This window comes from Phyllobacterium sp. CCNWLW183 (assembly GCF_037203775.1).
Taxonomy (GTDB): Bacteria; Pseudomonadota; Alphaproteobacteria; order Rhizobiales; family Rhizobiaceae; genus Phyllobacterium; species Phyllobacterium ifriqiyense.
The window spans coordinates 62,418-86,992 of record NZ_JBBCBN010000004.1 but is presented as its reverse complement, the minus strand read 5'-3'; the positions used below and the strand labels follow the sequence as shown (position 1 = coordinate 86,992).

Here is a 24,575-nt window from a genome sequence, read left to right as displayed (position 1 = left end):
AATGTTTAGTCATTTACGCAGCTTAGCTTGCTTCCCGCAACTGCTCTGCAGTCTGAAGATCGACTGAAACCAGTTGGCTAACGCCTTGCTCTGCCATCGTCACCCCGAACAACCGGTTCATGCGGGCCATGGTGATCGGATTGTGGGTGATGACCACAAAACGAGTATCGGTCGACGCCGCCATTTCATCCATCAGATTACAGAAACGCTCGACATTATGGTCGTCGAGCGGTGCATCAACCTCATCCAGCACACAGATTGGAGCTGGGTTCGTCAAAAATACCGCGAAGATCAAGGCCATGGCTGTCAGCGCCTGTTCGCCACCAGATAGAAGCGTCATCGTTTGCGGCTTCTTTCCTGGGGGCCGAGCAAGAATTTCGAGCCCAGCTTCCAGCGGATCATCAGACTCGATGAGTTGCAATTCCGCTGTTCCACCACCGAAAAGATGGGTGAAAAGCCGCTTGAACTGCACATTGACCACTTCAAATGCTGCCAAAAGACGCTCCCGTCCTTCGCGATTTAGGCTCTGGATGGCCTGGCGCAGCTTCTTTACGGCCTCGATAATATCTTCGCGCTCATTGATGATTGCTTCAAGCCGAACAGACAGTTCTTCCTGTTCTTCTTCGGCTCGCAAGTTCACGGCGCCCAATCGTTCGCGTTCGATTTTCAACCGCTCAAGATTGCGTTCGGTCACGTCGACGTCGGGCAGCGGGTCGTCTGGACCAAGCCCAGTCAATTTCATCGCCTCGTGCGGTGCGCAATTGAGCGCTTCGAAAATGCGCGCTTCCGTGTCCTTACGGCGCTCCTGTGCCGCTGACAGACGTTCTTCAGCCCGCGCCCTGCCTTCCCGAGCAGTGGCCAGCGACTGGATGGCTTCTGTTGCGGCCCGGTCAAGTTCCTGCTGTCTGGCCTCCGCTACAGCCAGTTTATCGCCCGCGCTTTTACGCAGCTCTTCGGCTTCGGAGAGTTGCGAAAGCAGAGCGCGGTTACGCTCGGCGATTTCTTCGGGTGCATCGGCGAGATTGGCGGCTTCCCTCTCCGCTTCCAGACGCCGCTCCCCAAGCGACTTTATCTGACGATCTGCATTCTCCGCGCGGGTAATCCAGCTTTTACGCTCAAGCCCGATCGACTCGAGGCGGCGTATCCGGGCTTCCGCTTCACGTCTTAGCCCATCATAAATGGCGCGCGTTTCCGCAAGAGTTGCACGGTCCAGCGTAACCTCGGCGGTTAACGCAGCAAGACGGCGATTCAACTCTTCGACATCAGCGGCATTCTCAAGACGCATCTGCGTTTCGACCAACTGTTCCTGTGTCTCTTCAAGCGTTTCGCTCAGGCGGGACTTTCCTTCATCAAGTGCGGCACGCCGGCTGAACAGCTGGCCCGAAGCTCGCTCCGCCGCCGCCAAGGCCTCACGCGCATCATTCAAAGACCGTTGCGTGGAACGCCAGTGGTCGCGGGTAGTGCGTTCATTCTCAACGGCATCACGGACAGCTTTTTCCGCTTCGGCGATAGCCGATTCAGCAACGCGCAACTGCTTTGTCGATTCAACAACCTCAAGATCAAGCTCTGCCAGCCGATTTTTCTGCGCCAGTCGTTGAGCTGCCGGTGTAGGAGCGTCGGCGCTTGCCGTATATCCGTCCCAGCGCCATAGATCGCCGGAAGTGCTTACAAGCCGCTGTCCCGGTTTTAATTGCGCCTGCAGCCGCCCCCCGCCTGTTTCATCGACAAGCCCGATCTGGGCAAGTCTACGGGCCAATTGCCTTGGTGCACGAACAACTTCAGCCAACGACCTGACCCCTGCCGGTAGCGCTGGATCGTCTACTGTTGTTGCAATTTCGCCCCAGAAAACAGGTGCGGAAATATCAATCGGGGCGTCCAGATCTTCACCAAGCGCTGCCCCAAGTGCTGTTTCGTAGCCCTTTTCGACTTTGATGGCCTCCACAATCGCTGGAAACAGGTCGGAAGCCGCTGCATTGATCATCTTGGCCAAAGTATTGGCTTCAGTTTCGGCGCGTCCTAGATTGCTGCGTGCTTCTTGCAAAGGTTGCCGCAACGTCGCTTCCTTTTGGCGCGCTGTCTCTACCGCTGCTTCTGAAGCAAATGTCGCCTCCTCAGCCTGAGCAAAAATCGCTTCCGCTTCTTGGACAAGTCTTTGCTTTTCAACCGGGTCAGCCAAGGTTGAAATTTGCGTCGCAACAGAATTTAGCTCCTGCTCGACATCACCTATTTGCCGCAAAAGACGATCACGGCGCTCGGTTATTTCGCGCAGGTTGCGTTCAATCTGCGCCCTCTCCGCTGCAGCCTCAGCGCGCTCGGCAGTAATTTTTGCGAGCGCTGCTTCACTTTCCTTAAGCTTTGCTTCGGCACGTTCAAAATCGGCCCGCGTTTGCAGTTCACGTGTTCCAGCATTGGCATTTTCGTCGGTGAGCGACTGCTCTTCCGTGATGAGGCGCTCCAGCACGTCATCATTGTCGCTTATCATCTGCTCTTCACGAGCAATGTCAGCAGTGAATTGCTGTAGTCGCTTCTCAATTTCTGTCTGGCGGGCACGAATGCGCTCACCTTCCTCTTGCAATTGTGATCTGGCGATTGTCAGGCGCTGCAGTATAGCGGCCGCCTTTGCCTCTGCCTCACGCAGATCAGGTAGATGATGAGCGCCGATAGCCTGCTCTTTGGCAGCATTCATCTGGCGTTGCGCCTGTTCACCAACGCCGGATGTTGCGACAGCCAAAGCTGATTGCGCTTCGCCTTCCTGAGTTTTAGCGACAGACCATTTCAGGTGCAGCAAAATTGCTTCAGAACGTCTTATATCGGCTGAAAGGCTCTTGAAGCGGTTTGCTTGGCGCGATTGCCGCCTCAAGCTTTCAATCTGCGTCTCAAGCTCGCCAACAACATCTTCCAGACGCTCAAGGTTCTGCTCCGCAGCCCGCAAGCGCAATTCTGCTTCGTGACGACGCGTATGCAGGCCGGAAATGCCTGCGGCTTCTTCCAATAGCGCGCGCCGCGCCTGAGGCTTGGCTTGGATCAGTTCACCGATACGACCCTGCCCCACCATGGAGGGCGAACGCGCACCAGTCGACTGATCTGCGAACAGCAGTTGCACATCCTTGGCACGGGCATCCTTGCCGTTAATGCGATAGACAGATCCGGCCTCGCGCTCGATACGGCGTGAAACCTGTAGTTCGTCTGCATTATTGAAAGCCGAGGGTGCAGTACGGTCCTGATTATCGAGGAAAAGCGTTACTTCAGCTGTATTGCGCGAAGGCCTCGTCCCCGATCCCGAAAAAATAACATCATCCATGCCGGAGGCGCGCATATTCTTATATGAGCTTTCGCCCATAACCCAGCGCAGCGCCTCGACGAGATTGGATTTGCCGCAGCCATTGGGGCCGACAACACCGGTCAGCCCGCTTTCAATGACGAATTCGGCAGGCTCAACGAAAGACTTGAAACCCAGGAGGCGGAGTTTGGTAAAGCGCATCAGAGGCCCTTTCCAAAAACGATGCCCAGAATCGAAACGGCGGACGCAATTTCGCGCCCGCCGGAAATTTGATCGCGGGTATTAGAGCAGGCCGTCAATGATCGCTGACATTTCGTCAACCGATAGGGCTCCCGAATACTTGGCACCATTGATAAAAAAGGTTGGCGTTGAATCCACACCGAATTCTTTGGCACCGCGCTCACGCACAGCATTCACATCATCCAGAAGCTTTTGGTTCGTCAAGCAAGCTTTGAATGACTCCTGTGTAAAACCGGCCAATTTGGAGATTTGAAGCAGTGGTTCCTCGGCATTTGCTGCCGCAGCCCACTGTTCCTGCTGTTTGAACAACACTTCTACCATTGGATAGTAGCGATCTTCCGGTGCGCAACGTGCCAGCATAAAGGCTGCAGCAGCGCGCGGATCAAACGGAAATTCGCGCAGAATCAACTTGGCCTTGCCGGTATCAATGTACTTTTCCTTGATAGTCGGCAGAGTGGTGGTGGAGAAATGCGCGCAATGTGGGCAAGTCATCGAAGCATATTCGATGATTGTTACGGGCGCATCGGCCTTGCCGAGAACCATGTCCTTCAAACCGCTTGCTGCAACAAGCTTGGCCTCGTCTACCTTACCCGTCGAGGCTGGTACTTTTACGTCCTTGGGTGCCGCAGCTTCCTGCGCCCATGCGCCCGTACCCGCCGTTAAAGCAATGGCTGCTGTAGAAATAGCCGCAAGGCCCAGGATTTTTCTGCGATTCAACAATTCAGTCATCAGGGTCACCAGTCTCCGGCGTTGATCATGCAATTACAAAGTATTGCAGCGTTAAAGCTCGATGGCAGTCTCTTTAAGGCAGCTTTACCATTCTGTCTTTGAATTTTTCGTGATGAGAATGCAATCTCGTCTCAACGTCTGTTCTTTTCAGCATGAATGCTTTGACCAAGTTTTTGCAGCGCTTCGCGGAGATTTTCATCCTCAATATTCTCCACCGAATGACTGATCTTGGCGCGCGTAGTAGCATCAACAGGAGGAAGCTCACGGCGCTTTACAACAGGCAGTGCCACAGGCTTTTGCTCAATTTTGACACGTCCGACTGCTGCAAAGCCGAGAAAGGCGTTGACGCGGCTGATAATCTCGCCGGTTTCATGGCTCATCCGCATCGCCGTAAAACCCTGGCAAGCAATAATCAACGTTGCAGGTTGGAACGGATCATCCTCATGAGCCCTACGGGGCCAGAGCAGCTTTAGCGGGCGTGATTGTTGGCCGAGATCTGGTCCAACGACTTCTTCCCATGACTGCACGAGTTCTATGGTGATCCCGGCGCGCTTGCGAAGGACAGGATCAAGAATGCCCGCTGCAGGATCGGCAAGGGGCCGAAAACCCTTTTTGCTGCGATCATTAGTCATGAAAACAAGTCATATACGAATAATTCATCGGCCATTATAGCCGCGAAACCACTCAACGAACAATGGAAGGCCATCCTCAAGCGCCATGGTGGGCGCAAATCCAAGATCACGCGAGGCCAATTCAATGTCGGCATAGGTGCGGACCACGTCGGCAGCCGGCATTGATTCGAATTTCTTGATAGCTTCCCGGCCACAAGCCTGCTCGATGATTTCTATGAAGCGCATAAGCGCAACAGGCTTGTTATTACCCAAATTATAGATGGGCGCGGTTTCATTCGGGTGAGATAATATGCGGCGGACAGCGCCATATACACCATTGACGATATCATCAATGAACGTGAAGTCGCGCTCCATATTGCCGTGATTATAAACTTTGATCGGCTCTCCCCGCAAAATTGCGTCGGTAAAGAGCCATGGAGCCATGTCAGGTCGGCCATAGGGCCCATAGACCGTAAAGAAGCGCAGTCCGGTCGAATTTACATTGTGGACACGTTTGTAGGAGTGAGCGAGTAGTTCCGCCGAGCGCTTGGTGGCCGCGTAGACCGAAACCGGTTGGTCAACGGGATCATTTTCAGCAAACGGTACCTTTTTGTTCGCGCCGTACACCGACGACGAACTGGCATAGACAATGGGCGGGCATTTGGTCATTTTGCGGGCTTGTTCAAAGATAGTCACCTGGCCCTGAACATTCGCATCGACGTAAACTGCCGGATTTTCAACCGAATAGCGCACCCCGGCCTGCGCAGCCAGATGTACTATGATATCCGCGTCAAGATCATGGGCTATCGCTGAAGCCAGCTCTTGCGGGTTGGCAATATTAGCCAGTACAAACCGATTACCCCGCTTGCCCTGTAGAACAGAAAGACGGGTCTCTTTGAGCGCAACAGGGTAATAATCATTGAGATTGTCGATCGCGAGAACGTCAAATCCCTCGCTTACGAGACGGCTCGCCACGTGAAATCCGATAAACCCCGCCGCACCCGTTACAATTGCCTTCATTTAATAGATTTTCTCACTCAACTTGTTCGTTCGCCCAGGGCAATTTTATCGGTTTCCGCCAGTTCAGCTGTTTGCGAAACCGAGAGATAGACCGCTTCTCCCGCGATCCAGCAAAGCACTATCGTGAGATAAACGAACACCGCATCAGTTGCATCATGACCAAACATGATCCCGAATGTACCGGTAACCACATAACTGGTTACAAGCAGAAGTGAAATGGCAATTGCAATATCACGACCAGGTCCACGTTTTTTTCGAAAAGCGGCGATAAGTGGCGCAGCTAACAGCGCCAATACCCCTAACAGGCCGACAATTCCTCCATCGACAGCAGCGTTTAAAAAGCCATTGTGAACATGCGTAAACAACAGTTTTTTCCCTCCGGGCACATCCAGAGCGCTATTCACCTTCTCCATGCGATTTTGGGGGCCATAACCCATCAAGGGCGCTTGGAGAAAGGCTTTCATTCCCCCTTCCCATAAAAGCATACGGGCCTTTAAAGAGCTTATCTCGTTTGGCTTTTCATCGAGCAAGGAAATATCCGATTCCAGCGCGTGATAACGCTCTTTTACCTTCAGTCCGGCAATGGCAAGCACAGCGACAATAAGAATGGCCAAGACCACCTTGATCGATCTACCGACTACTGGGAGTTCCTGACCACGCAAATACCAGAACAGGATCACAAAATTGAACGGCATGACGAGCCACGCGGATCGCGTGCCCGAAAGGAATGCGCACAGAAGTCCACATGCAAACCCCGCAACCGCTATCATACGCTCCGTTTTGCTCTCTGAATGCGCGTTTAAAAGCGAAATACTTCCAAACAATACGGTAAACAGTCCGAAGACAGCGGCATTACCTGCACCACCTTCCGCTCGAATGTCGAGAAAAACGGCCTGTATGATGCTGAAAACCAAAGACCCGATCATTCCAAGCCCGGCACCGGTGATCAAAAACGGGATCAAGCGCCCCGAGATGCTAACGCGAAGCCTCGGAATGACGAACCAGATTGCCAGGAAAGGTATCATCTTCAACAGGAACGTCTTGTCATCTGATGCATTGGGGTGCATGACGACTGACAATACGGTCGTCAAAACAAACAATGTCACGCATGACGCGACTATTTTGTCGGTGCGTGTGAGTTCAAATGGAAAGCGCTTCACGGCAAGTGAGATTAATGCCCAAGCGAACGCGCAAACCAATATTACTGAAGTTCCACTTGCGAGCAGTCCTGGAAAAAGCGCAAAAATAAAAGTGAAAATACGATTATTGCGATCAATCCCCACATAATGCCCCTTTGAAGGGATCAGTAGCGCCTTGGTCAACTGCTCTGGAAACATGACGGTTCCGAATATGACTGAAACTGGCATAATCAGCCAATTTATGAATAACGTATTTCTACCCTGTAACGCAGTTTGTGATTGATGCAACCCATAACGACAAAACTGGTAAAATGGTATGATGCCCACCACAGGATTTTGCCGTGGCGAATTTCCCCAAGTGAACGATCACAAGGGAAAATAGCAGATCCTTATCGCATCTGGCTGTCAGAAATCATGCTGCAACAGACAACTGTTGAAGCGGTAAAGCCATATTTCAACGCCTTTACAAAAAAATGGCCGACGGTCGTCCGTCTCGCCGCCGCCAGTCAGGACGATGTGCTAAGGGCCTGGGCTGGCCTTGGCTATTATTCCAGAGCACGCAATCTGAAAAAATGTGCCGACATCGTTTCCAATCTTTATGATGGCCGATTTCCAAGTGAAACTCCCGATCTGAAAGCTCTACCGGGAATAGGTGATTATACTGCTGCGGCTATCGCATCCATTGCATTCGATAGGCCTGTGGCCGTTGTCGACGGAAACGTGGAACGTGTCATCACACGGCTTTACGCCATAACCACCCCTCTCCCTTCGGCCAAACCAGCAATACGAGCAAAGATGCAGGCGCTTACCCCGAGCGAACGACCGGGCGATTTTGCGCAGGCCATGATGGATCTCGGAGCAGGTATATGCACCCCAAAACGACCGGCATGCATTATTTGTCCTGTCAATGATAATTGCCAGGCACTGAAAACAGGAGAGCCGGAGCGCTTTCCGGTGAAAGCTCCTAAGAAGGATAAGCCTGTTCGCCTTGGAGCCGCGTTCGTCGCCATTTCTTCCGACAATGAAATCTATCTTCAAAGCCGAGCGGAAACAGGACTGCTGGGTGGCATGGCCCAAGTGCCAACAACGGCGTGGACGGCACGGATTGATGGAGATACCCGAATCGACGCAGCGCCTTTTCCCGCGGACTGGACACCAACAGGTAAAATTACGCATGTTTTCACGCATTTCGAACTGCGTTTAAGCATCTACAAGGCTGATGGTATCGCGGCCCGTCCAGGTGTTGGCGGCTGGTGGGTGAAAGTCGAAAATCTTCATCAAGAGGCGTTGCCGACGGTCATGAAAAAGGCAATTGCTGCTGCCATCCCAGACGCTTTTACGAAAAGAAGGAAACCGGAATGACGCCCGTCAAGCATATCGTATTCGACATTGGTATGGTTCTCATCGGCTACGAGCCGGATGTCGCATTTCGCGAGCTAATTCCGGATGCAGCTGAGCGGAAATGGTTTCTCGAAAACGTCTGTACAAGTGCGTGGAATATTGAACAGGACCGCGGCAGAAAATGGCCCGAAGCCGAGGCCCTGTTGATCGCAGAATATCCTGACCATGAAGATAATATTCGAGCGTTCAGGCAGAACTGGCACATGATGATCACTCATTCCATTGATGGCAGCGTTGAAATAATGCGCAAACTTATTGCCGATGGCCATGACGTTACAATGCTTACGAATTTTGCTTCGGACACATTGCGTGAGGCGTGGGAACGCTTTCCGTTTCTCACCGAAAGCCGCGGCGTTACGATTTCAGGTGATATTGGCCTCATCAAGCCTGATAGGGCCATTTACGATCACCACGTCAAAACATTTGGTGTCGATCCAGCTGCAACATTATTCATTGACGATAGCCCGAAGAACGTTGTTGGCGCGCAAGCGGCGGGCTGGCAGTCGATACAGTTTATCGACCCTGATACGTTGAGAACTGATCTTAACAAACTCGGCATTCAGGTCTGATTTTATCTCACCTTGGAACAAAACAAAACGCCCGATGCCAAGCCTCGGGCGTTGGTGTATCGGAACGGCGCTGGAGATCACCGCCGATCAGATTCCTCAAGCTCCGGCGGAAAGCATCCCGCTACGAACCTGCTTGCGCAGTTCATCGATAGGCTTCAGCGAGCCTTCATCCTCGTAGTGCCAGAAAGTCCAACCATTGCAGGCGTCGAATCCCTGCACTTTCGCACCCATGCGGTGGATAGACCCTGCATCGCCGCCTGTTGTGATAGTGCCATCAGCCCGAACAATGGCAGCATGACGTCCGCGTGCATCGCTCAAGATCGCGCCAGGCCTTAACATGCCGGACTCGACAATGCTCCCGAACGCGACCCGGGGCTCGGCACGCTTGCTTGTCATCACTGTCAGCTCGGCGCCTGCCAGCGGCTCCACAGAACCGATCCGAGCTGTCGCAGCGTCGATATACTTTTGCTCACGCTCGATCCCGACGAAGTGCCGTCCGAGACGTTTTGCAACCGCGCCGGTTGTTCCAGAACCGAAGAACGGATCGAGAATGATATCACCGGGCTTCGATGACGCCATAAGTATCCTGGCAAGGAGGGCTTCAGGTTTCTGCGTCGGGTGAATTTTGTCGCCATTCTCATCTTTAAGACGCTCCCCCCCTGTGCAAATCGGGAAAAGCCAGTCCGATCGCATTTGCAGATCGTCATTGGCTGCCTTCATGGCCTCATAATTGAATGTGTAGCCTTTCGCCTTCTGATCACGCGATGCCCAAATCATGGTTTCATGGGCGTTCTGGAATCGGCGCCCACGAAAATTGGGCATTGGGTTGTTCTTGCGCCAGACTATATCGTTGAGCATCCAGAATCCGAGATCCTGCATGCTTGCGCCAACGCGGAAAATATTGTGGTAAGAGCCGATCACCCAAATCGTGCCATTAGGCTTCAAGACGCGGCGGCAGGCCAGTAACCAGGCTCTGGTGAACGCATCATAGGCCTGAAAACTCTCAAATTGATCCCAATGATCGTTGACAGCATCCACTTTGGATTGATCCGGTCGATGGAGATCACCTTCAAGCTGCAGATTGTAAGGCGGATCGGCGAAGATCACATCAATCGAATGATCGGGCAACCGGTTGAGGGCTGCAACGCAATCCCCCTTGAGAATCGTATCAAGCCAGGACGCTTGCGGTGCGGACTGGGGAAGTTCATTCACGCGACGGACAACAGACATGGGATACTCGATTACTGGAGACGCTTTACTGATCCTTATGGTTACCGCGTAGGGTAAATATCGCGTTAAGAGCAGGTAGATCATGAGTTGACCGAAGAGCTTTTCTTTGACGCATGGCCGATAAGGGTGTAGTCGATGCCCGTAATCCCCCCAATTGACCCGAGGCGTGCATTATTTGCCGCACACTATTCCGGACAGGTATTATTCAATGGAACCCCAACTCATAATCTTCGACTGCGATGGCGTGCTCGTTGATTCAGAATTCCTCGCTGCCGAAGTTGAATCTCAATTACTGACGCAATCGGGTTATCCGATTGACCCAGAGACAATCGCTGAACGTTTTGCGGGTCTGACATGGACCGATATACTGCTACAGGTCGAGAAAGAATCCGGCATTCCGATTTCAGCATCACTGATCGAAGAATCGGCCCGCCAGATGGACCATAAATTGCGCAATGAGTTGAACGTCATTGAGGGCGCAGAACAGATTATAGCCTCGCTGAAATACCCAAAGTGCATTGCTTCCAACTCGATCAGTTCTTCACTGAAAATGATGCTTGAGCAAAGTACGCTTTACGAGTTGTTTTCCCCTCACATTTTTTCCGCACGCGAAGTGGGGACACAAAAGCCAAAGCCAGCGCCGGATGTCTATCTGTTTGCCGCCAAGCAATTCAATGTGAATCCGGCAAATGCCATCGTGATAGAAGATTCCACGCATGGCGTGCACGCTGCACATACGGCTGGCATGCGCGTTATCGGCTTTACCGGTGGCTCGCACACCTATCCCGGCCACGCCGACAAGCTTACTGACGCCGGTGCCGAAACGGTTATCAGCCGTCACAGGGATTTGCCGGCCACCATCGAGGCCATGTCAATCTGGTCAGAAACTGTTTAAATGAAGAAAAAGCCGGCTACTGCCGGCTTTTTCTTACTTTTTTCTCGATTTTTTGGGCGCATCGCCTGATTCATCAAAACCGATAAAGACTTGAATATTTTGAGCCGAAGGTTTTGGGAAAGAAACGTTCGCATCGTTGAAAACAAATTGTGTTGCGGCACTACCGTCATTCGCTGGAACTGCCTGATGGTGCAGTTTCGAATAGAGAACTTCAGTACCCTGCACGACGGCGACACGGATCGGCACGTTCACAGTATTGGGCGAAAATTTCGGCCCGGGCACGATTTTACCAGCAATGGCAACATTCATCGTCATATTGCCGTCAACGGTGCTGCAGGATCGTGTCTCATTGGAGATTGAAGCTTGGTAAATCAGATTATCTGGAGTTTTTTCGGCTTTTCCGTAGTTCGTCAAAACGGATGTGCCCTCACGAATAGTAACTTGCGGGCAGAAAGCCAATAGTTCTGAAGCTTTGATACGCTCCTGGGCCTGGCCCAATGCCTGGGCTTTCGGACTATTGGGATCTTCCGTTTTTGAGCCACTCGTAGAACAGGCGCTCAGTCCCACAGCAAAGACCAAAGCACAAACTGGGGCGTAAAGTTGATAGAAAGGCTTAGAATTATGTGTTTTTGACTTCATGAATAGAACTTTCCCCAAAGAACGAAGCTTGACGAACCGACATGTTCTATACCAACGGTAAGCAAATAATGCGACGGGCTTCATCAGCTTTTTTACCAGCACGATATCGGCACTCTTAGACAAGGTACACAAGGCAAAAATATGAAATACATCAGTACCCGCGGCGAAGCCCCTAAACTTGCCTTTTCCGACGCGCTTCTGGCGGGTCTGGCACGCGATGGCGGTCTCTATCTTCCGGAGCATTTTCCACAGTTTTCCGCTGCAGAGCTTCGTTCGCTTCGTGGGAAAACCTATGCTGAGATCGCGATTCATGTCCTGACGCCCTTTATCGACGGCGATATTGATCAGTCTGATTTCGAGCGTATGGTACACGAAGCCTATGAAACATTTCGTCATGATGCGGTTTGTCCCATCGTTCAAACCGCGCATAATGAATTTGTTCTAGAGCTCTTTCACGGGCCCACCCTCGCCTTCAAAGACGTGGCGATGCAGTTGCTGGCCCGTCTGATGGATTACATACTGACACAGCGCAATGAGCGGGCCACCATAGTAGGAGCAACGTCCGGAGATACAGGCGGCGCAGCCATTGAGGCTTTTGCCAATCGCGACAGGACAGATATTTTCATCATGTTTCCGCACAACCGGGTTTCCCAGGTGCAGCAGCGACAGATGACGACATCCGGCGCGCCCAACGTGCATGCATTGGCAATCGAAGGAAATTTCGATGATTGTCAGTCGCTCGTCAAAGGCATGTTCAATGATTTGAACTTTCGCGACACCCTGTCATTATCAGGGGTCAATTCGATCAACTGGGCACGTATTATGCCCCAGATCGTCTATTATTTTACCTCGGCACTTTCCCTCGGCAGTCCTGATCGCAAAATATCCTTTACTGTCCCCACCGGGAATTTTGGTGATATTTTCGCTGGTTATGTGGCAAAACGCATGGGCCTGCCAATCGATCAGCTGGTCATCGCAACGAATGACAATGACATTCTGACCCGCACGATCGAAACGGGGAATTATGAAACGCGCGGCGTTCTTCATACGACATCGCCGTCCATGGACATTCAAGTGTCATCGAATTTCGAACGGCTGCTATTTGAAGCACACGGTCGGGACGCCGAGGCTGTCCTGCGCCTGATGAATAATCTGAAACAATCCGGCAGCTTCGTGATTGGGGAGCCCGCGCTGAGCAAGATACGCGAAGAATTTGGCGCTGGCCGGTCAACGGCAGCAGAAACAGCCGAAACAATCGGTCAAATGCTAAGGTCCACCGGTTATCTCATGGATCCGCATTCTGCCATCGGATTGAAGGTTTCCCGTGAGAAAATTCCAGCAGATCAGCAGAGCGTCGTTCTTGCGACAGCCCATCCCGCAAAATTTCCAGATGCTGTAAAAGATGCCAGCGGAGTAAATGCCGATCTTCCGGCGTGGCTCGGCGATCTGATGGAACGAAAAGAACAATATACGGTACTTCCCAACGACCTGAAAAATGTGAAAGAGTATATTAGCCAACATTCGCGTGCGTCACCTCATAAGCTTTAAACGGATTGAGCGGTGATGAACAAATACAAGGTGCTGCTGCGTATAGTGTGCTTCCAGTCCGGATGTACGGCGCAGCAGGGCGGCAAGTGAGGAGCATTGCATGGGCGTTGAAATCAGTCGCCTCTCCAACGGTTTGACGATTGCGACAGAGACAATGCCGCATGTGGAGAGTGTAGCACTTGGCATCTGGGTAAAAGCAGGGTCGAGAAGTGAGGCGAAGAACCAGCATGGCATGGCTCACCTCCTCGAACACATGGCATTTAAAGGGACCGAAAATCGCTCCGCGTGGAAAATTGCGGCCGATATTGAAGATGTTGGCGGCGAGATCAACGCAGCAACCAGTGTCGAGACGACATCATATTATGCTCGCGTTCTGCGCGATGACATGCCGCTGGCTATCGATATCCTCACCGACATCATGACAAGTTCCAAGTTTGATGCAGACGAACTTGAACGTGAAAAGAACGTCATTATGCAGGAAATCGGCGCTGCACATGACACGCCCGATGACGTTGTTTTTGACCGTTTTACCGAGGCATCCTTCAAAAATCAGACTATAGGCAGGACCATTCTCGGGACACCTGAGACCGTTCAATCTTTTTCCTCAGCCGATCTGCGCCAGTATATGGATGAGCAATACAGCGCCGAACGCATGGTCGTCGTTGCCGCAGGCGGCGTAAAGCACGACGAATTTGTGCGCGAAGTTGAAAAACGTCTCGGCTCATTCCGGGCAAAATCCACTGCGCCTGAGGCTGATCCAGCACATTATGTCGGCGGTGATTTCCGGGAAGAGCGGGAATTAATGGATGCTCAATTGGTCATTGGCTTTGAAGGTCGCGCTTATCACGTGCGTGACTTCTACGCTTCGCAATTGCTCTCCATGGTGCTTGGCGGGGGAATGTCTTCGCGGCTTTTCCAGGAGGTGCGGGAAAAACGCGGATTATGTTATTCCGTTTATGCTTTTCACTGGGGCTTTTCCGATACCGGCATTTTTGGCATTCATGCCGCAACTGGCCGAAGCAATCTTAAAAAGCTTGTTCCCGTCATTATCAACGAGCTACACGAAGCTGCACGCAATATCTCCCAGGAGGAATTGAATCGCGCCCGCGCACAGTATCGTGCGAGCCTGCTGATGTCGCATGAAAGTGCTGCCAGCAGGGCAGGACAAATCGCAAGGCAGATCATGCTTTACGGTGAACCTGTATCAACGGAAGCGCTGGTCGACCGGCTGTCCAAGATTACGGTCGAGCGGCTGACAGATCTTGCAGGCCGATTGTTTCTGGATACGACACCAACGATTGCCGCTGTTGGTCCAATTGGTTCATTAATGAAATTTGATGACGTTCGCAACGGTTTGACGTCAATATCGGCAAGCCCGCGAAAAATCGCTGTCTAAAGTGCGATGATCGCGCTGCCGTTCCTGAAAAGTGCACCCCCGCCCCTTCAGGGCGAGCGGCTGTATTTACGTCCACCTCAACTTTCGGACTATAAGGCCTGGGCAACGCTCCGCGCGCAAAGCCGTGATTTTCTGGTGCCTTGGGAGCCGCTCTGGGCTGTAGACGATTTGGAGCGAAATGCATTTCGCCACAGGATCAGGCATTATGACGAGGAAGCGGCTGCCGGAACGGCCTATCCCTTTTTCCTGTTTCGCAACACCGACTCGCGCCTTATTGGTGGCATTACCCTTGGCAATATTCGCCGCGGTGTGGGGCAGAATGGCATGATTGGCTATTGGGTTGGCGAGCCGTTTGCCGGTCAAGGCTATATGTATGAAGCTCTTCGGCTAATTATACCCTATGCTTTTACCAAGCTAAGGTTGCACCGGCTGGAAGCGGCCTGTATTCCAAGCAATGAAAGATCTATCCGGCTTCTCGAAAAAGCCGGATTTCAGAAGGAAGGACTGTTACGCTCCTACCTCAAAATCAATGGTATGTGGCAAAACCACCTGCTCTTCTCGCTTATTGAAGACGATCGGTGGCGGTAACCAAGCAAAGGTATTATCGGTGGCTTTATTGACTGGACATATGCTGAGAAGCTTGTTGCGCATGTGTGTCCTTATCGTTTCGTTGTTGGCTCTTCATGCGACCGCTCAAGCATTTGAAACCATCAAGATCACCAAGGAAAGCACTGCGCTTGACCTGTCAAAGGCGGTTGAAGTTTACAGAAATCAGGGCGAGACCTTTCAGGTTTCCACCGCGCCCGGCACCGATGGTATTGTTCGCCGCATCGAAGTGCCTGCAAATGACAAACGAGCGACCGGTGACTGGGCTGCATTCGCCCTGGCAAATCCGACCGACGAACAGATCGATCGCCTGATCGTTGTACCGCATTTCCGGCTTGTCGGCTCTGGTTTTATCTGGCCAGATTTAGGCTCCACCCGCATTACTTCCATCACGCCCAGCGAAGGTTTTGCGCTCGACCGGCAGGCAAGTGAAGACGCCGATATCTTTCTGATTACGCTCAACCCGGGCTCTGTCATTACCTTGGTTGCCGAATTGGCGTCTCCCAATCTGCCGCAGGTTTATGTGTGGGAGCCCAACGCTTACAAGGATACGGTCAATTCTTATACGTTGTATCGCGGGATCCTGTTGGGTATTGCTGGGCTACTTGCCCTGTTTCTCACCATTCTGTTTGTGGTGAAGGGAACTTCTCTTTTTCCTGCAACGGCTGCTTTGGCATGGGCCGTGCTGGCCTATATCTGCGTCGATTTTGGTTTCTGGAACAAGCTGATCGAGATAACTCCTGGCAACGAACAAGTCTGGCGTGCTGGAACGGAAGTTGCGCTTGCTGCAACATTGGTGATTTTTCTATTCACCTACCTGAATCTCAATCGGTGGCACGACAATTTCAGCTATGGCGCGCTAACGTGGATTCTGGGGTTGGGCATTGTCTCCGGTGTTGCCATCTTCGATCCTCCGATTGCTGCTGGCATCGCCCGCTTCTCGTTCGCATTAACGATTCTGTCGGGCACCTTGTTGATCGGGTTTTTCTCGTTCAGGAGCTATGATCGGGCGATCATGCTTATACCGACATGGATGCTGTTATTGGTTTGGTTGCTTGGAAGCTGGCTGACCGTATCCGGCATTCTGTCCAATGACATCATCCAGCCGGCCTTGGCTGGAGGATTGGTGCTTATCGTCCTGTTGATCGGTTTTACCGTCATGCAGCACGCATTTTCTGGGGGTGCATTGCAACAAGGCCTCTTCTCGGACGTAGAGCGGCAGGCCTTGGCCATTATCGGCTCTGGCGATATTGTCTGGGATTGGGATGTGCCGCGTGACCGCGTAGTGACCACCCCTGACCTTACAAACTTTCTTGGGGCGTCGGCCAGTTCACTTCACGGTGCCGTCCGCAACTGGCTACCAACTTTGCATGCGGATGACCGCGATCGTTTTCGCACTACGCTTGATGTCATTCTTGAAAACCGGCGGGGCCGGATATCGCAGACCTTCCGCCTGCGCGCCAATGATGGCCATTATTATTGGTATTCATTGAAAGCACGGCCCGTGATTGGCTCTGACGGAGAGATTGTACGTTGTGTCGGTACGCTAATTGATGTGACTGAGCAGAAGAAGGCGGAGGAACGCCTGCTTCATGATGCTGTTCACGATAATCTGACGGGACTGCCCAATCGCGAACTATTTCTTGATCGCCTGGGTTCAGTTATCACCATGGCGCAGACAGAAAGCAAACTGCGTCCAACGATTTTTATCATCGACATTGATCGTTTCAAGCAGGTCAATGACGGCCTTGGCATGTCCGCAGGTGATACTTTCCTGCTCACAATATCGCGTCGTCTGCACCGGCTGTTGCGGCCGCAGGATACGCTGAGCCGCCTGTCGGCAGATCAGTTCGGCCTTATTCTGGTATCGGAAAGCGAGCCTGCGAAAATCGCCGCCTTTGCTGAGGCGATCAAACAGGCAATTCGTGCGCCCATCGCCTTCTCGAAACGCGAAATCGTACTCACCGCATCGCTTGGGTTGATCACATGGACTAGCGGCACGTCGGCTTCGCCAGAAGACCTGGTCAAAGACGCCGAGCTTGCCATGTATCAGGCGAAAAGGTTTGGAGGGGACCGCATCGAGCCATTCCGCCCTGCTTTCCGTGCAGTCGGAAGTGACCGTCTTCAACTTGAATCTGATTTGCGCCGCGCGCTTGAGCGCCGCGAAATTCATATGGCTTATCAGCCGATCATACGCCTGGAAGACAATAGCATTGCCGGTTTTGAAGCCCTTATGCGCTGGGATCATCCCCGCCGCGGCTCTATACCGCCATCGGAGTTCATACCTATTGCCGAGAGTTCCGGCCTGATTGTCCAGCTTGGCCTGTTTGCAATGCACCGCGCTGCTGAAGATCTGGTGAACTGGCAACGCAATCTTGGTGCTAACCCGTTATTCGTATCGGTGAATATATCCAGCAGCCAACTGATCCGCCAGGATTTGATTGATGATGTGCGATCCGTATTGCTGCAAACACAGATCAGTCCAGCCAGCCTCAAGCTGGAATTGACCGAGTCTCTTATGATGGAGAACCCGGAGCGGTCCGCTTATGTGCTTTCGAGCATCAAAGCGATGGGTGTCGGCGTTTCGCTCGATGATTTCGGTACGGGATACTCCTCCCTGTCCTATCTGACATCTTTCCCGTTCGACATGATCAAGATTGACCGGTCTTTCCTGAAAGCGGAACAACCGCAAAAGGTTACGCTGTTGCGATCGATGATCAGCATGGCGCATGATTTGGGACTATCGGTGGTCACGGAAGGAATCGAGAACGAAAGCGATGCGCTACAACTGCGTCAAATGGGATGTGAGTTTGCCCAGAGTTTCATGTTCAGCCCTCCGCTGACTTTGGATGTAGCAACTAAACTTCTACGCGATCAGTTCCAGCAATCCAAGGCATCCTAGTTTCCAAGGCAACTATGCGTGGCCCGCAACAGTTGCCAGCCTGGATGGATCAACGCCCATATGACTGAGAATACGATCGTACTTGCGGTCCATATCGGTATCGAACAGCAATTCCTGTGGCGCTTGGCACGTTAGCCAGCCATTATTTGCTATCTCAGTTTCCAGCTGTCCGGATGCCCAGCCAGAATATCCGAGTGTCATCAGGGCTTTGCGGGGACCACGACCGCCGGAAATAGCGCGCAGAATATCGATTGTCCCTGTCAGGCAAATCTCTTCGGCAACCGGCATTGTTGAATCTGTAAGATAGTCATCTGAATGCAGGACAAACCCACGCCTCATCTCAACAGGACCACCGCTGCGGACCAGGAAATCACGTGTTCTTTCTGGCATAACAATAGCCTGCTCTTCATCAAGCACACCCAGTTGAACCAGAATATCTGCAAACTCCATTTCCTGGGCGCGGTTGATAATCAGGCCCATCGCACCCTTTTCGGAGTGCGCACAGATATAAATCACCGACCGTGCAAAGCGGCTGTCATCCATCCCCGGCATTGCGAGAAGGAACTGCCCATTCAGAAATCCTGTATTTTTACTGGCGTCTCTGAAAATCTCCATAGCAGTAAAGGTATCAAGGAATTTGCAAATGACAACGGGCATGGATAACGAATCGTAACCATAGGCATAATTCCTGGCTAACGGAAAGCTCACGCAGAAATGATGAATTGAAGCTCAGACCCTTCTTGCTCGCGTCCCAAAGGCCTGTAATGGTTAGGCATGAAGATCAGAATATTTATTTTTCTAGCGGCGTTAGCCACTGCTTTTCAAGCTCATGCTGGAAGTTCGGAATGGACAAAAACACCCGGAGGTAGCGTCCGCCTGGTGATAGACAACCCTCCGCCCAATGCAAATGTGGTACGAGGCGTCGTCCAGATCGACCTTGATCCAGGCTGGAAAACCTATTGGCGTGAACCGGGCGATGCGGGCGTGCCACCGGAGCTAAGTATCACTGGCAGCACAAATGTTAAAAGTGCTACGCTTGCCTTCCCAGCGCCACACCGCTTTGACGATGGAGGCACGCATTGGGCGGGTTATAAACAGCCGGTCTCGCTTCCCGTCACACTGACTTTGACGGAACCCAACCAGCCTGCACAACTGAAAGGCCATGCGTTCCTTGGTATTTGTGAGACAATCTGCATCCCCGTTATGGCAGAATTCGATATAGACATCGACAATTCGCCATCTGACGCTCTTTCGAGGACGTTGATAAGCACGGCTTTTGAACAATTACCCGCCAAAGCCACAACCAACTTCGGAGCGACCTCCGCATCCAGGAAGGGTGATGCTATTGAACTCGTCGTCAACTTACCTGCCGATGACCCGGATATCGACATTTTTGCTGCGGGAAACGGATCGGTAGCCTTTGGCATGGCCAAGCTTGAAAAACGTGACGGAAATCGCGCCGTATTTTCCGTGCCACTCACCTCCGGCAAGCAAGAGAAATCGATAATCCTGAACTATACATTGGTCCAAGGAAAGCAGGCCGTAGCTGGAACGACTGACGTTCAATAATAACTCGTAAAAACATGTCGGCAGCACTATGTCAGTTACGTCATACTATTTATCCAAGGAGCCAGTTCATGACGATCAAGGTGGGCGAACGTTTACCCGATGCAAGGTTCAAAACAAAATCTGACGAAGGTGTGAGCGAAATCAGCTCCGACGCGCTGTTCAAAGGTAAAAAAGTGGTGCTTTTTGCCGTACCCGGCGCATTCACTCCGACCTGCAGCATGAATCATCTGCCGGGCTATCTTGAGAACCGCGACGCCATTTTGGCAAAAGGCGTGGACTCAATCGTGGTCATCGCAGTCAATGATCCTCACGTCATGGGCGCTTGGGCAAAAGCCACCAATGGCGAAGGTAAAATTCAGTATCTTTCTGATGGAAACGCAACCTTCACCAAGGACGTTGGACTGGAAATAGACCTCGGCGCGGGCAATATGGGCGTGCGATCGAAACGTTATTCCATGCTGATCGAAGATGGCGTTGTGAAACAACTCAATATTGAGGAATCGCCCGGTCAGGTGGTCACTTCGAGCGCCGCTACAATTCTCGAACAGCTCTGATAAAGTTCAGAATGGCAAGGATCGGTTATCCGATCCTTGCCATTTACTTCCGTTTGTAAGGCGCCATGCCGGCGCGGGCCAATTCGTCGGCTCGTTCGTTTTCCGGATGCCCCGCATGGCCTTTTACCCAATGCCAAACAACTTTATGGCGCTTGCGCGCTTCATCAAGGGCTTGCCAAAGTTCGGCGTTCTTCACCGGTTTTTTTGCAGCCGTTTTCCAGCCATTCCGTTTCCAGCCCTCAATCCATCCGGAAATACCATCGCGCACATAGACTGAGTCCGTATAGACATCGACTTGGCACGGTTCTTTCAGTGCATTAAGAGCCGAAATTGCGGCCATCAATTCCATGCGATTATTGGTGGTATCCGCCTCACCGCCAGAAAGTTCTTTTTCATTGCCGTTCCAGCGCAGTACAGCGCCCCAGCCCCCGGGACCGGGATTGCCTGAACAAGCGCCATCAGTGAAAGCTTGTATCTCCTTCACGCTTTTTGCCCCTCAAAGGCCAATCCGTATTCTTCAGGAGAGCTTATCTGGCGATGAAAGCGCATGCGACGCAAATATTCCCGCGGGTCTTTTTTGACTACGAAGCTTCCCTCAGGGGTATTCAGCCAATCATAGAGCCTTGTGAGCATAAAACGCAGTGCGGAACCCCGGGCCAAAACCGGCAGACTTGCCGCCTCTTCTTTCGACAAGGGACGGACAGCGTTGTAGCCGCGCAGCAATGCCGTGCCCTTGGTCAAGTTGAACGAATTGTCTTTTTCGAAACACCAGGCATTCAGACAAACAGCAACGTCGTAGGCGAGAAGGTCTGTGCAGGCGAAATAAAAGTCGATAATCCCCGATAACTGGCTGCCGAGAAAAAAGACGTTATCGGGAAACAAGTCTGCGTGAATGACGCCAGAAGGAAGATGGGAGGGCCAATTTTCTTCCAGAAACAACAAATCTTCTTCGGTTTCCTTCGCGAGACCCGCCTCGACTTGGTCTGCATCGGTTCTGGAATTATTCCATAACGGGCGCCAGCTTTCCACCGAGAGCGCATTCTTGCGGCGCATGGGGAAATCTTCACCAGCAAGATGCATTCGCGCCAGTGCCTCTCCAAGTGCCGCACAATGCTGCACTGTTGGCCTGCGCATCCACATGCCTTCCAGAAAAGTTACGATAGCGGCCGGACGGCCTGCAAGTTCGCCGATGTTTGAGCCTGACTTCTGAACCACAGGCAAGGGGCAGCTGATACCTTTACCGGCAAGATGCTCCATGAGGCCCAGAAAAAAAGGCAGATCACTACTGTCGACGCGTTTTTCGTAAAGGGTCAGAATGAACGCAGCTTTGCTCGTGTGTAAAAGATAGTTTGAGTTTTCCACGCCTTCCGCAATACCTTTGTAGGAGAGCAGTTCCCCGATATCGTAGTTCTTTAAAAATTGTGCGAGTTCGATTTCGTTAATATCGGTATAGACGGCCATAGTCAGTGGGTCCCATTGACAAAAGCCATGTCGTGACTTGTTAATTCTACATCCCGCAGATCGCGCATAACGTGGAAATTCTCTGTTTCAACTGTGGTTTCCGCCAGTTCAATCGACACCGAATACCGTTCTGAAAATGACTGGATAATTTCGTCGACGATGATCTCGGGCGCTGATGCGCCAGCAGAAAGCCCGACGGTGGCAATTTTGCCCACGCTGTTCCAGTCAATATCGGTTGCCCGCTGAACCAGAAGCGACTGTTTGGCACCGGAGCGCTCAGCCACCTCGACCAACCGCTTGGAGTTGGAAGAATTCGGCGCCCCGACGATCAGGAACAAGTCACAGCCTGGGGCAGCAGCTTTTACCGCATCCTGACGATTGGTGGTGGCATAACAAATGGACTCGGCCGCCGGTGCGGTGAGTGCCGGAAAACGTTCCTGCAAAGTCGCAATTATCCCGGCTGTGTCATCCACAGATAAGGTGGTCTGCGTGACGAAACCAAGATTTTCTGGGTCCGCGGGCATATAGTTTGCCGCATCTTCAATAGTTTCGATAAGTGTTACAGCTCCGTCCGGTAGCTGTCCCATGGTGCCGATCACCTCTGGATGACCGGAATGGCCCACGAGGACCACATGACGCCCAAGACGCTGATGGCGCATCGCCTGTTTATGCACTTTGGAAACAAGAGGGCACGTGGCGTCAAGATAAAACAGGTTTTTGTTTTCAGCGTCCGCCGGCACCGATTTCGGCACACCATGGGCTGAAAATACGACTGGCTGACCGCGATGCTCGGCAGGAATCTCATCCAGTTCTTCGACAAAAACTGCGCCTCGCGCCTGCAATCCTTCGACAACATAACGGTTGTGAACGATTTCATGGCGGACATAAACTGGGGCACCATACTTCTTCAGCGCCAGAATAACGATCTGAATAGCCCGATCCACTCCGGCGCAAAATCCGCGCGGTCCGCAAAGACGGATTGTAAGTGGAGCTTTCTCAGTCATCATCATATCTCAGCCAAATTTGTTCTTCTTGGAATTGGGCGGCATTCAACGCGAAGTCAACCCCGAACTATTGGATTGAACCGGTTCCTCTTTTGGATGAGTGCGCCGCCAGACCGATATGCCTGCGATAGCGAGCAGAGTTGCGGCAAGTCCATACCAGGTAACTGCATATTGCAAATGACTGTTCGGCAAATCGATAATCGTTACGCCACCGATCGGCAGACCGCCCGGATTGGGCGTTTTATCTGCGTCAATGAAGAACGGAACTAGCTTGTCCGTCGGCACTCCAGACTGAGCCGCCATTACCGGCAAATCTTTCCAGTAGTAAATATTGGCCTTCAAATCATTATCAGGCACAATTGACGAAGGTTTGGCGTCAAGCGGATTGCGCGCCAGACCTCTAACCGAAACCGGTCCTTCAATGCTTGAGCCACGACTGCTGGGTTCTTTTTTGTCGTAGGGAACAAACCCGCGATTGACGAAGATAATTCTGCCGTCGATCATCTGAAGCGGTGCATAAACATAAAAGCCTGACATTCCTGCAAATGTTGCGAAATAATGCCGTTCTTGCCCATGCAAAAATTGACCGGTCACAGTCACCGGTCGATAGTCAATATCGTGTTTTTCCGCCCACAAGCTTTCAATCTCAGTGAGCGAAGCCGGCGGTGTATGGGTACGCTGTTCTATTTCCGCCAGTAGATTTTCTTTCCACTGCAGACGCTCAACCTGCCATGTCCCCAGCGCAATGAGAATGAAAAAAACAATGGAACCGAGAATCAGCATGACCCAGGGAAAGCGCCGCCGCTCCGTAATATTTGGACTAGTGTTCATTTGACGATGGAATATCCAGCTGGCCTTCTGCAGCCTTGTGCTTGTACTGAAGGGCGATTAATACCCCCTTCATCCAGCGGAGCGCCGTCAAGCACAATAAAAGTGCCAGCGGTATCCACAGCAGAAAGTGTACCCATAGCGGCGGATCGACATTGACTTCCATCCACAGCGCCAGCCCGACGACGATAAAGCCGATGATCAGCATAACAAGAACTGCAGGACCGTCTCCGGAATCAATAAACGAGTAATCCAAGCCGCAACTTGTGCAGCGCTTGGCTGGAGTAATGAAGCCGTCGAATAGCTTCCCCTGCCCGCAACGAGGGCATTTGGCCTTCACTCCTGCGGCGAATGGATCGACAGGCGGATAAAGCGCAGAATCTTCATTCATCAAGTATCACTCAAGGGTAAATTTCGATTGGCGTTCCATCTTGGACAAGTGCCCAGATTTCATCCATCTCCGGATTAGTGACGGCTATGCACCCGTCTGTCCAGTCGATAAGTTGAAGCACCCATCCCCACCATCCGTAGCCGTTGACCGCACCGTGGATCATGATCGCACCACCCGGCGACACACCCATCGACTTGGCTGCCGCTTTATCTCGCGCATTCGGGTAAGAAATATGGATTGACTTGTGCGCCATACTTTTCGGATTTCGCCAATCGAGAACGTATCGGCCTTCAGGCGTACGTTCATCGCCCTCCCATTGCTTATGGCCTACCGGTCGAGCGCCAAGTGCAATCTTGTACTCTTTAATGACCGAGCTTCCTGACAAAAGTTGCATCTTTCGCTGGGATTTTTCGACCCGCACGAGATCAACTTTCTCAGCCGCATCGGCCAATGTTCCGCTCACCAAAATGAGGCCCACCAGCACAATCAGCAGCGACACGTGTTTAGCGATCATCGAAAATCCATGCCGCAGCAATGTGCTCAAATAATGAGAGCGGCCGCAT

At 52.1% G+C, this 24,575-nt stretch carries 23 protein-coding genes; 9 read left to right on the top strand and 14 right to left on the bottom strand.

Features of this window, described 5'->3' with window-relative positions:
- Window positions 1-22 precede the first annotated feature (22 nt).
- The 5 genes from smc to V9K95_RS10755 all read right to left on the bottom strand — a co-directional run bounded on the left by smc (window position 23) and on the right by V9K95_RS10755 (window position 7,217).
- On the bottom strand, window positions 23-3,481 hold the full coding sequence (gene smc, locus V9K95_RS10775) for a chromosome segregation protein SMC (RefSeq protein ID WP_336440781.1): 3,459 nt from the start codon (window positions 3,479-3,481) through the stop codon (window positions 23-25).
- Between the two features lie 81 nt (window positions 3,482-3,562).
- A complete protein-coding gene (locus tag V9K95_RS10770; RefSeq protein WP_115052070.1) occupies window positions 3,563-4,249 on the bottom strand; it encodes a DsbA family protein in 687 nt (228 codons plus the stop codon).
- 131 nt (window positions 4,250-4,380) lie between these two features.
- Complete coding sequence (locus tag V9K95_RS10765) at window positions 4,381-4,881, bottom strand: DUF721 domain-containing protein (protein WP_336440780.1); 501 nt, start codon at window positions 4,879-4,881, stop codon at window positions 4,381-4,383.
- A 24-nt stretch (window positions 4,882-4,905) separates the two neighbouring features.
- Window positions 4,906-5,880, bottom strand: coding sequence for an NAD-dependent epimerase/dehydratase family protein (locus tag V9K95_RS10760; protein ID WP_336440779.1), 975 nt, complete (start codon window positions 5,878-5,880; stop codon window positions 4,906-4,908).
- Between the two features lie 17 nt (window positions 5,881-5,897).
- Window positions 5,898-7,217, bottom strand: a complete 1,320-nt coding sequence (locus tag V9K95_RS10755; protein ID WP_336440778.1) for an O-antigen ligase family protein — start codon at window positions 7,215-7,217, stop codon at window positions 5,898-5,900.
- A gap of 84 nt (window positions 7,218-7,301) precedes the next feature.
- Here V9K95_RS10755 and mutY point away from each other — a divergent pair, with 84 nt between their 5' ends.
- Window positions 7,302-8,381: an A/G-specific adenine glycosylase gene (mutY, locus tag V9K95_RS10750; RefSeq protein ID WP_336440777.1), complete on the top strand. Its 1,080-nt coding sequence runs from the start codon at window positions 7,302-7,304 to the stop codon at window positions 8,379-8,381.
- On the top strand, window positions 8,378-8,989 hold the full coding sequence (locus V9K95_RS10745; protein ID WP_336440776.1) for an HAD family hydrolase: 612 nt from the start codon (window positions 8,378-8,380) through the stop codon (window positions 8,987-8,989). The genes mutY and V9K95_RS10745 overlap by 4 nt, the downstream gene beginning before the upstream one ends.
- 96 nt (window positions 8,990-9,085) lie before the next feature.
- Here the strand turns inward: V9K95_RS10745 and V9K95_RS10740 are convergent, their stop codons facing one another.
- Window positions 9,086-10,219: a site-specific DNA-methyltransferase gene (locus V9K95_RS10740; protein WP_336440775.1), complete on the bottom strand. Its 1,134-nt coding sequence runs from the start codon at window positions 10,217-10,219 to the stop codon at window positions 9,086-9,088.
- Between the two features lie 208 nt (window positions 10,220-10,427).
- Here V9K95_RS10740 and V9K95_RS10735 point away from each other — a divergent pair, with 208 nt between their 5' ends.
- Window positions 10,428-11,114, top strand: a complete 687-nt coding sequence (locus tag V9K95_RS10735; protein ID WP_115052083.1) for an HAD family hydrolase — start codon at window positions 10,428-10,430, stop codon at window positions 11,112-11,114.
- Between the two features lie 33 nt (window positions 11,115-11,147).
- Here V9K95_RS10735 and V9K95_RS10730 read toward each other — a convergent pair whose 3' ends face one another.
- A complete protein-coding gene (locus tag V9K95_RS10730) occupies window positions 11,148-11,753 on the bottom strand; it encodes a hypothetical protein (protein ID WP_336440774.1) in 606 nt (201 codons plus the stop codon).
- 141 nt (window positions 11,754-11,894) lie between these two features.
- On the opposite strand from V9K95_RS10730, the gene thrC reads away from it, so the two are divergent.
- The 4 genes from thrC (at window position 11,895) to V9K95_RS10710 (ending at window position 18,205) form a co-directional block, all read left to right on the top strand.
- On the top strand, window positions 11,895-13,301 hold the full coding sequence (thrC, locus tag V9K95_RS10725; RefSeq protein ID WP_115052086.1) for a threonine synthase: 1,407 nt from the start codon (window positions 11,895-11,897) through the stop codon (window positions 13,299-13,301).
- Between the two features lie 100 nt (window positions 13,302-13,401).
- Complete coding sequence (locus V9K95_RS10720) at window positions 13,402-14,697, top strand: M16 family metallopeptidase (RefSeq protein WP_115052088.1); 1,296 nt, start codon at window positions 13,402-13,404, stop codon at window positions 14,695-14,697.
- 6 nt (window positions 14,698-14,703) lie between these two features.
- The gene (locus V9K95_RS10715; RefSeq protein ID WP_115052090.1) at window positions 14,704-15,285 is read left to right on the top strand and encodes a GNAT family N-acetyltransferase; all 582 of its coding nucleotides are present in this window, start codon (window positions 14,704-14,706) and stop codon (window positions 15,283-15,285) included.
- Window positions 15,286-15,346: 61 nt separating this feature from the next.
- A complete protein-coding gene (locus tag V9K95_RS10710; RefSeq protein WP_307286432.1) occupies window positions 15,347-18,205 on the top strand; it encodes a putative bifunctional diguanylate cyclase/phosphodiesterase in 2,859 nt (952 codons plus the stop codon).
- 12 nt (window positions 18,206-18,217) lie between these two features.
- Here the strand turns inward: V9K95_RS10710 and V9K95_RS10705 are convergent, their stop codons facing one another.
- Window positions 18,218-18,820 (bottom strand): YqgE/AlgH family protein, encoded by a 603-nt coding sequence (locus V9K95_RS10705; protein ID WP_336441008.1) that lies wholly within the window; start codon window positions 18,818-18,820, stop codon window positions 18,218-18,220.
- A gap of 264 nt (window positions 18,821-19,084) precedes the next feature.
- Here V9K95_RS10705 and V9K95_RS10700 point away from each other — a divergent pair, with 264 nt between their 5' ends.
- Both V9K95_RS10700 and V9K95_RS10695 read left to right on the top strand, forming a co-directional pair.
- Window positions 19,085-19,774, top strand: a complete 690-nt coding sequence (locus V9K95_RS10700) for a protein-disulfide reductase DsbD domain-containing protein (RefSeq protein ID WP_336440773.1) — start codon at window positions 19,085-19,087, stop codon at window positions 19,772-19,774.
- Window positions 19,775-19,842: 68 nt separating this feature from the next.
- On the top strand, window positions 19,843-20,328 hold the full coding sequence (locus V9K95_RS10695) for a peroxiredoxin (protein WP_336440772.1): 486 nt from the start codon (window positions 19,843-19,845) through the stop codon (window positions 20,326-20,328).
- 43 nt (window positions 20,329-20,371) lie between these two features.
- On the opposite strand, the gene rnhA is transcribed toward V9K95_RS10695, so the two are convergent.
- Genes rnhA through V9K95_RS10665 form a run of 6 tightly spaced genes read right to left on the bottom strand, consistent with a single transcriptional unit; the run spans window position 20,372 to window position 24,526 of the window.
- Window positions 20,372-20,812 (bottom strand): ribonuclease HI, encoded by a 441-nt coding sequence (rnhA, locus tag V9K95_RS10690; RefSeq protein WP_115052096.1) that lies wholly within the window; start codon window positions 20,810-20,812, stop codon window positions 20,372-20,374.
- Complete coding sequence (locus V9K95_RS10685) at window positions 20,809-21,789, bottom strand: homoserine kinase (RefSeq protein WP_336440771.1); 981 nt, start codon at window positions 21,787-21,789, stop codon at window positions 20,809-20,811. Before V9K95_RS10685 ends, rnhA begins: the two co-directional genes overlap by 4 nt.
- A 2-nt stretch (window positions 21,790-21,791) precedes the next feature.
- Window positions 21,792-22,793 carry a 4-hydroxy-3-methylbut-2-enyl diphosphate reductase gene (gene ispH / locus V9K95_RS10680; protein WP_435530247.1) on the bottom strand — a complete coding sequence of 334 codons (1,002 nt, stop codon included), beginning with the start codon at window positions 22,791-22,793 and terminating at the stop codon, window positions 21,792-21,794.
- A 45-nt stretch (window positions 22,794-22,838) separates the two neighbouring features.
- Window positions 22,839-23,624: an SURF1 family protein gene (locus V9K95_RS10675; RefSeq protein ID WP_336440769.1), complete on the bottom strand. Its 786-nt coding sequence runs from the start codon at window positions 23,622-23,624 to the stop codon at window positions 22,839-22,841.
- Entirely contained in the window at window positions 23,614-24,012 is a 399-nt protein-coding gene (locus V9K95_RS10670) for a DUF983 domain-containing protein (protein ID WP_115052104.1), read from the bottom strand. Before V9K95_RS10670 ends, V9K95_RS10675 begins: the two co-directional genes overlap by 11 nt.
- Before the next feature lie 10 nt (window positions 24,013-24,022).
- Window positions 24,023-24,526, bottom strand: a complete 504-nt coding sequence (locus V9K95_RS10665; protein WP_115052211.1) for a L,D-transpeptidase family protein — start codon at window positions 24,524-24,526, stop codon at window positions 24,023-24,025.
- Window positions 24,527-24,575: the final 49 nt, after the last annotated feature.

Bases quoted from the DNA above. Each gene is read 5' to 3' on its own strand.
- V9K95_RS10755 (WP_336440778.1), bottom strand. From the start codon at position 7,217: ATGTTTCCAGAGCAGTTGACCAAGGCGCTACTGATCCCTTCAAAGGGG.
- V9K95_RS10710 (WP_307286432.1), top strand. From the start codon at position 15,347: ATGTGTGTCCTTATCGTTTCGTTGTTGGCTCTTCATGCGACCGCTCAA.
- V9K95_RS10730 (WP_336440774.1), bottom strand. From the start codon at position 11,753: ATGAAGTCAAAAACACATAATTCTAAGCCTTTCTATCAACTTTACGCC.
- V9K95_RS10765 (WP_336440780.1), bottom strand. From the start codon at position 4,881: ATGACTAATGATCGCAGCAAAAAGGGTTTTCGGCCCCTTGCCGATCCT.
- V9K95_RS10770 (WP_115052070.1), bottom strand. From the start codon at position 4,249: ATGACTGAATTGTTGAATCGCAGAAAAATCCTGGGCCTTGCGGCTATT.
- V9K95_RS10685 (WP_336440771.1), bottom strand. From the start codon at position 21,789: ATGGCCGTCTATACCGATATTAACGAAATCGAACTCGCACAATTTTTA.
- thrC (WP_115052086.1), top strand. From the start codon at position 11,895: ATGAAATACATCAGTACCCGCGGCGAAGCCCCTAAACTTGCCTTTTCC.
- mutY (WP_336440777.1), top strand. From the start codon at position 7,302: ATGCAACCCATAACGACAAAACTGGTAAAATGGTATGATGCCCACCAC.
- V9K95_RS10760 (WP_336440779.1), bottom strand. From the start codon at position 5,880: ATGAAGGCAATTGTAACGGGTGCGGCGGGGTTTATCGGATTTCACGTG.
- V9K95_RS10720 (WP_115052088.1), top strand. From the start codon at position 13,402: ATGGGCGTTGAAATCAGTCGCCTCTCCAACGGTTTGACGATTGCGACA.
- V9K95_RS10740 (WP_336440775.1), bottom strand. From the start codon at position 10,219: ATGTCTGTTGTCCGTCGCGTGAATGAACTTCCCCAGTCCGCACCGCAA.
- V9K95_RS10675 (WP_336440769.1), bottom strand. From the start codon at position 23,624: ATGAACACTAGTCCAAATATTACGGAGCGGCGGCGCTTTCCCTGGGTC.
- V9K95_RS10735 (WP_115052083.1), top strand. From the start codon at position 10,428: ATGGAACCCCAACTCATAATCTTCGACTGCGATGGCGTGCTCGTTGAT.
- V9K95_RS10705 (WP_336441008.1), bottom strand. From the start codon at position 18,820: ATGGAGATTTTCAGAGACGCCAGTAAAAATACAGGATTTCTGAATGGG.
- smc (WP_336440781.1), bottom strand. From the start codon at position 3,481: ATGCGCTTTACCAAACTCCGCCTCCTGGGTTTCAAGTCTTTCGTTGAG.
- V9K95_RS10665 (WP_115052211.1), bottom strand. From the start codon at position 24,526: ATGATCGCTAAACACGTGTCGCTGCTGATTGTGCTGGTGGGCCTCATT.
- V9K95_RS10695 (WP_336440772.1), top strand. From the start codon at position 19,843: ATGACGATCAAGGTGGGCGAACGTTTACCCGATGCAAGGTTCAAAACA.
- V9K95_RS10670 (WP_115052104.1), bottom strand. From the start codon at position 24,012: ATGAATGAAGATTCTGCGCTTTATCCGCCTGTCGATCCATTCGCCGCA.
- V9K95_RS10715 (WP_115052090.1), top strand. From the start codon at position 14,704: ATGATCGCGCTGCCGTTCCTGAAAAGTGCACCCCCGCCCCTTCAGGGC.
- ispH (WP_435530247.1), bottom strand. From the start codon at position 22,793: ATGACTGAGAAAGCTCCACTTACAATCCGTCTTTGCGGACCGCGCGGA.
- V9K95_RS10745 (WP_336440776.1), top strand. From the start codon at position 8,378: ATGACGCCCGTCAAGCATATCGTATTCGACATTGGTATGGTTCTCATC.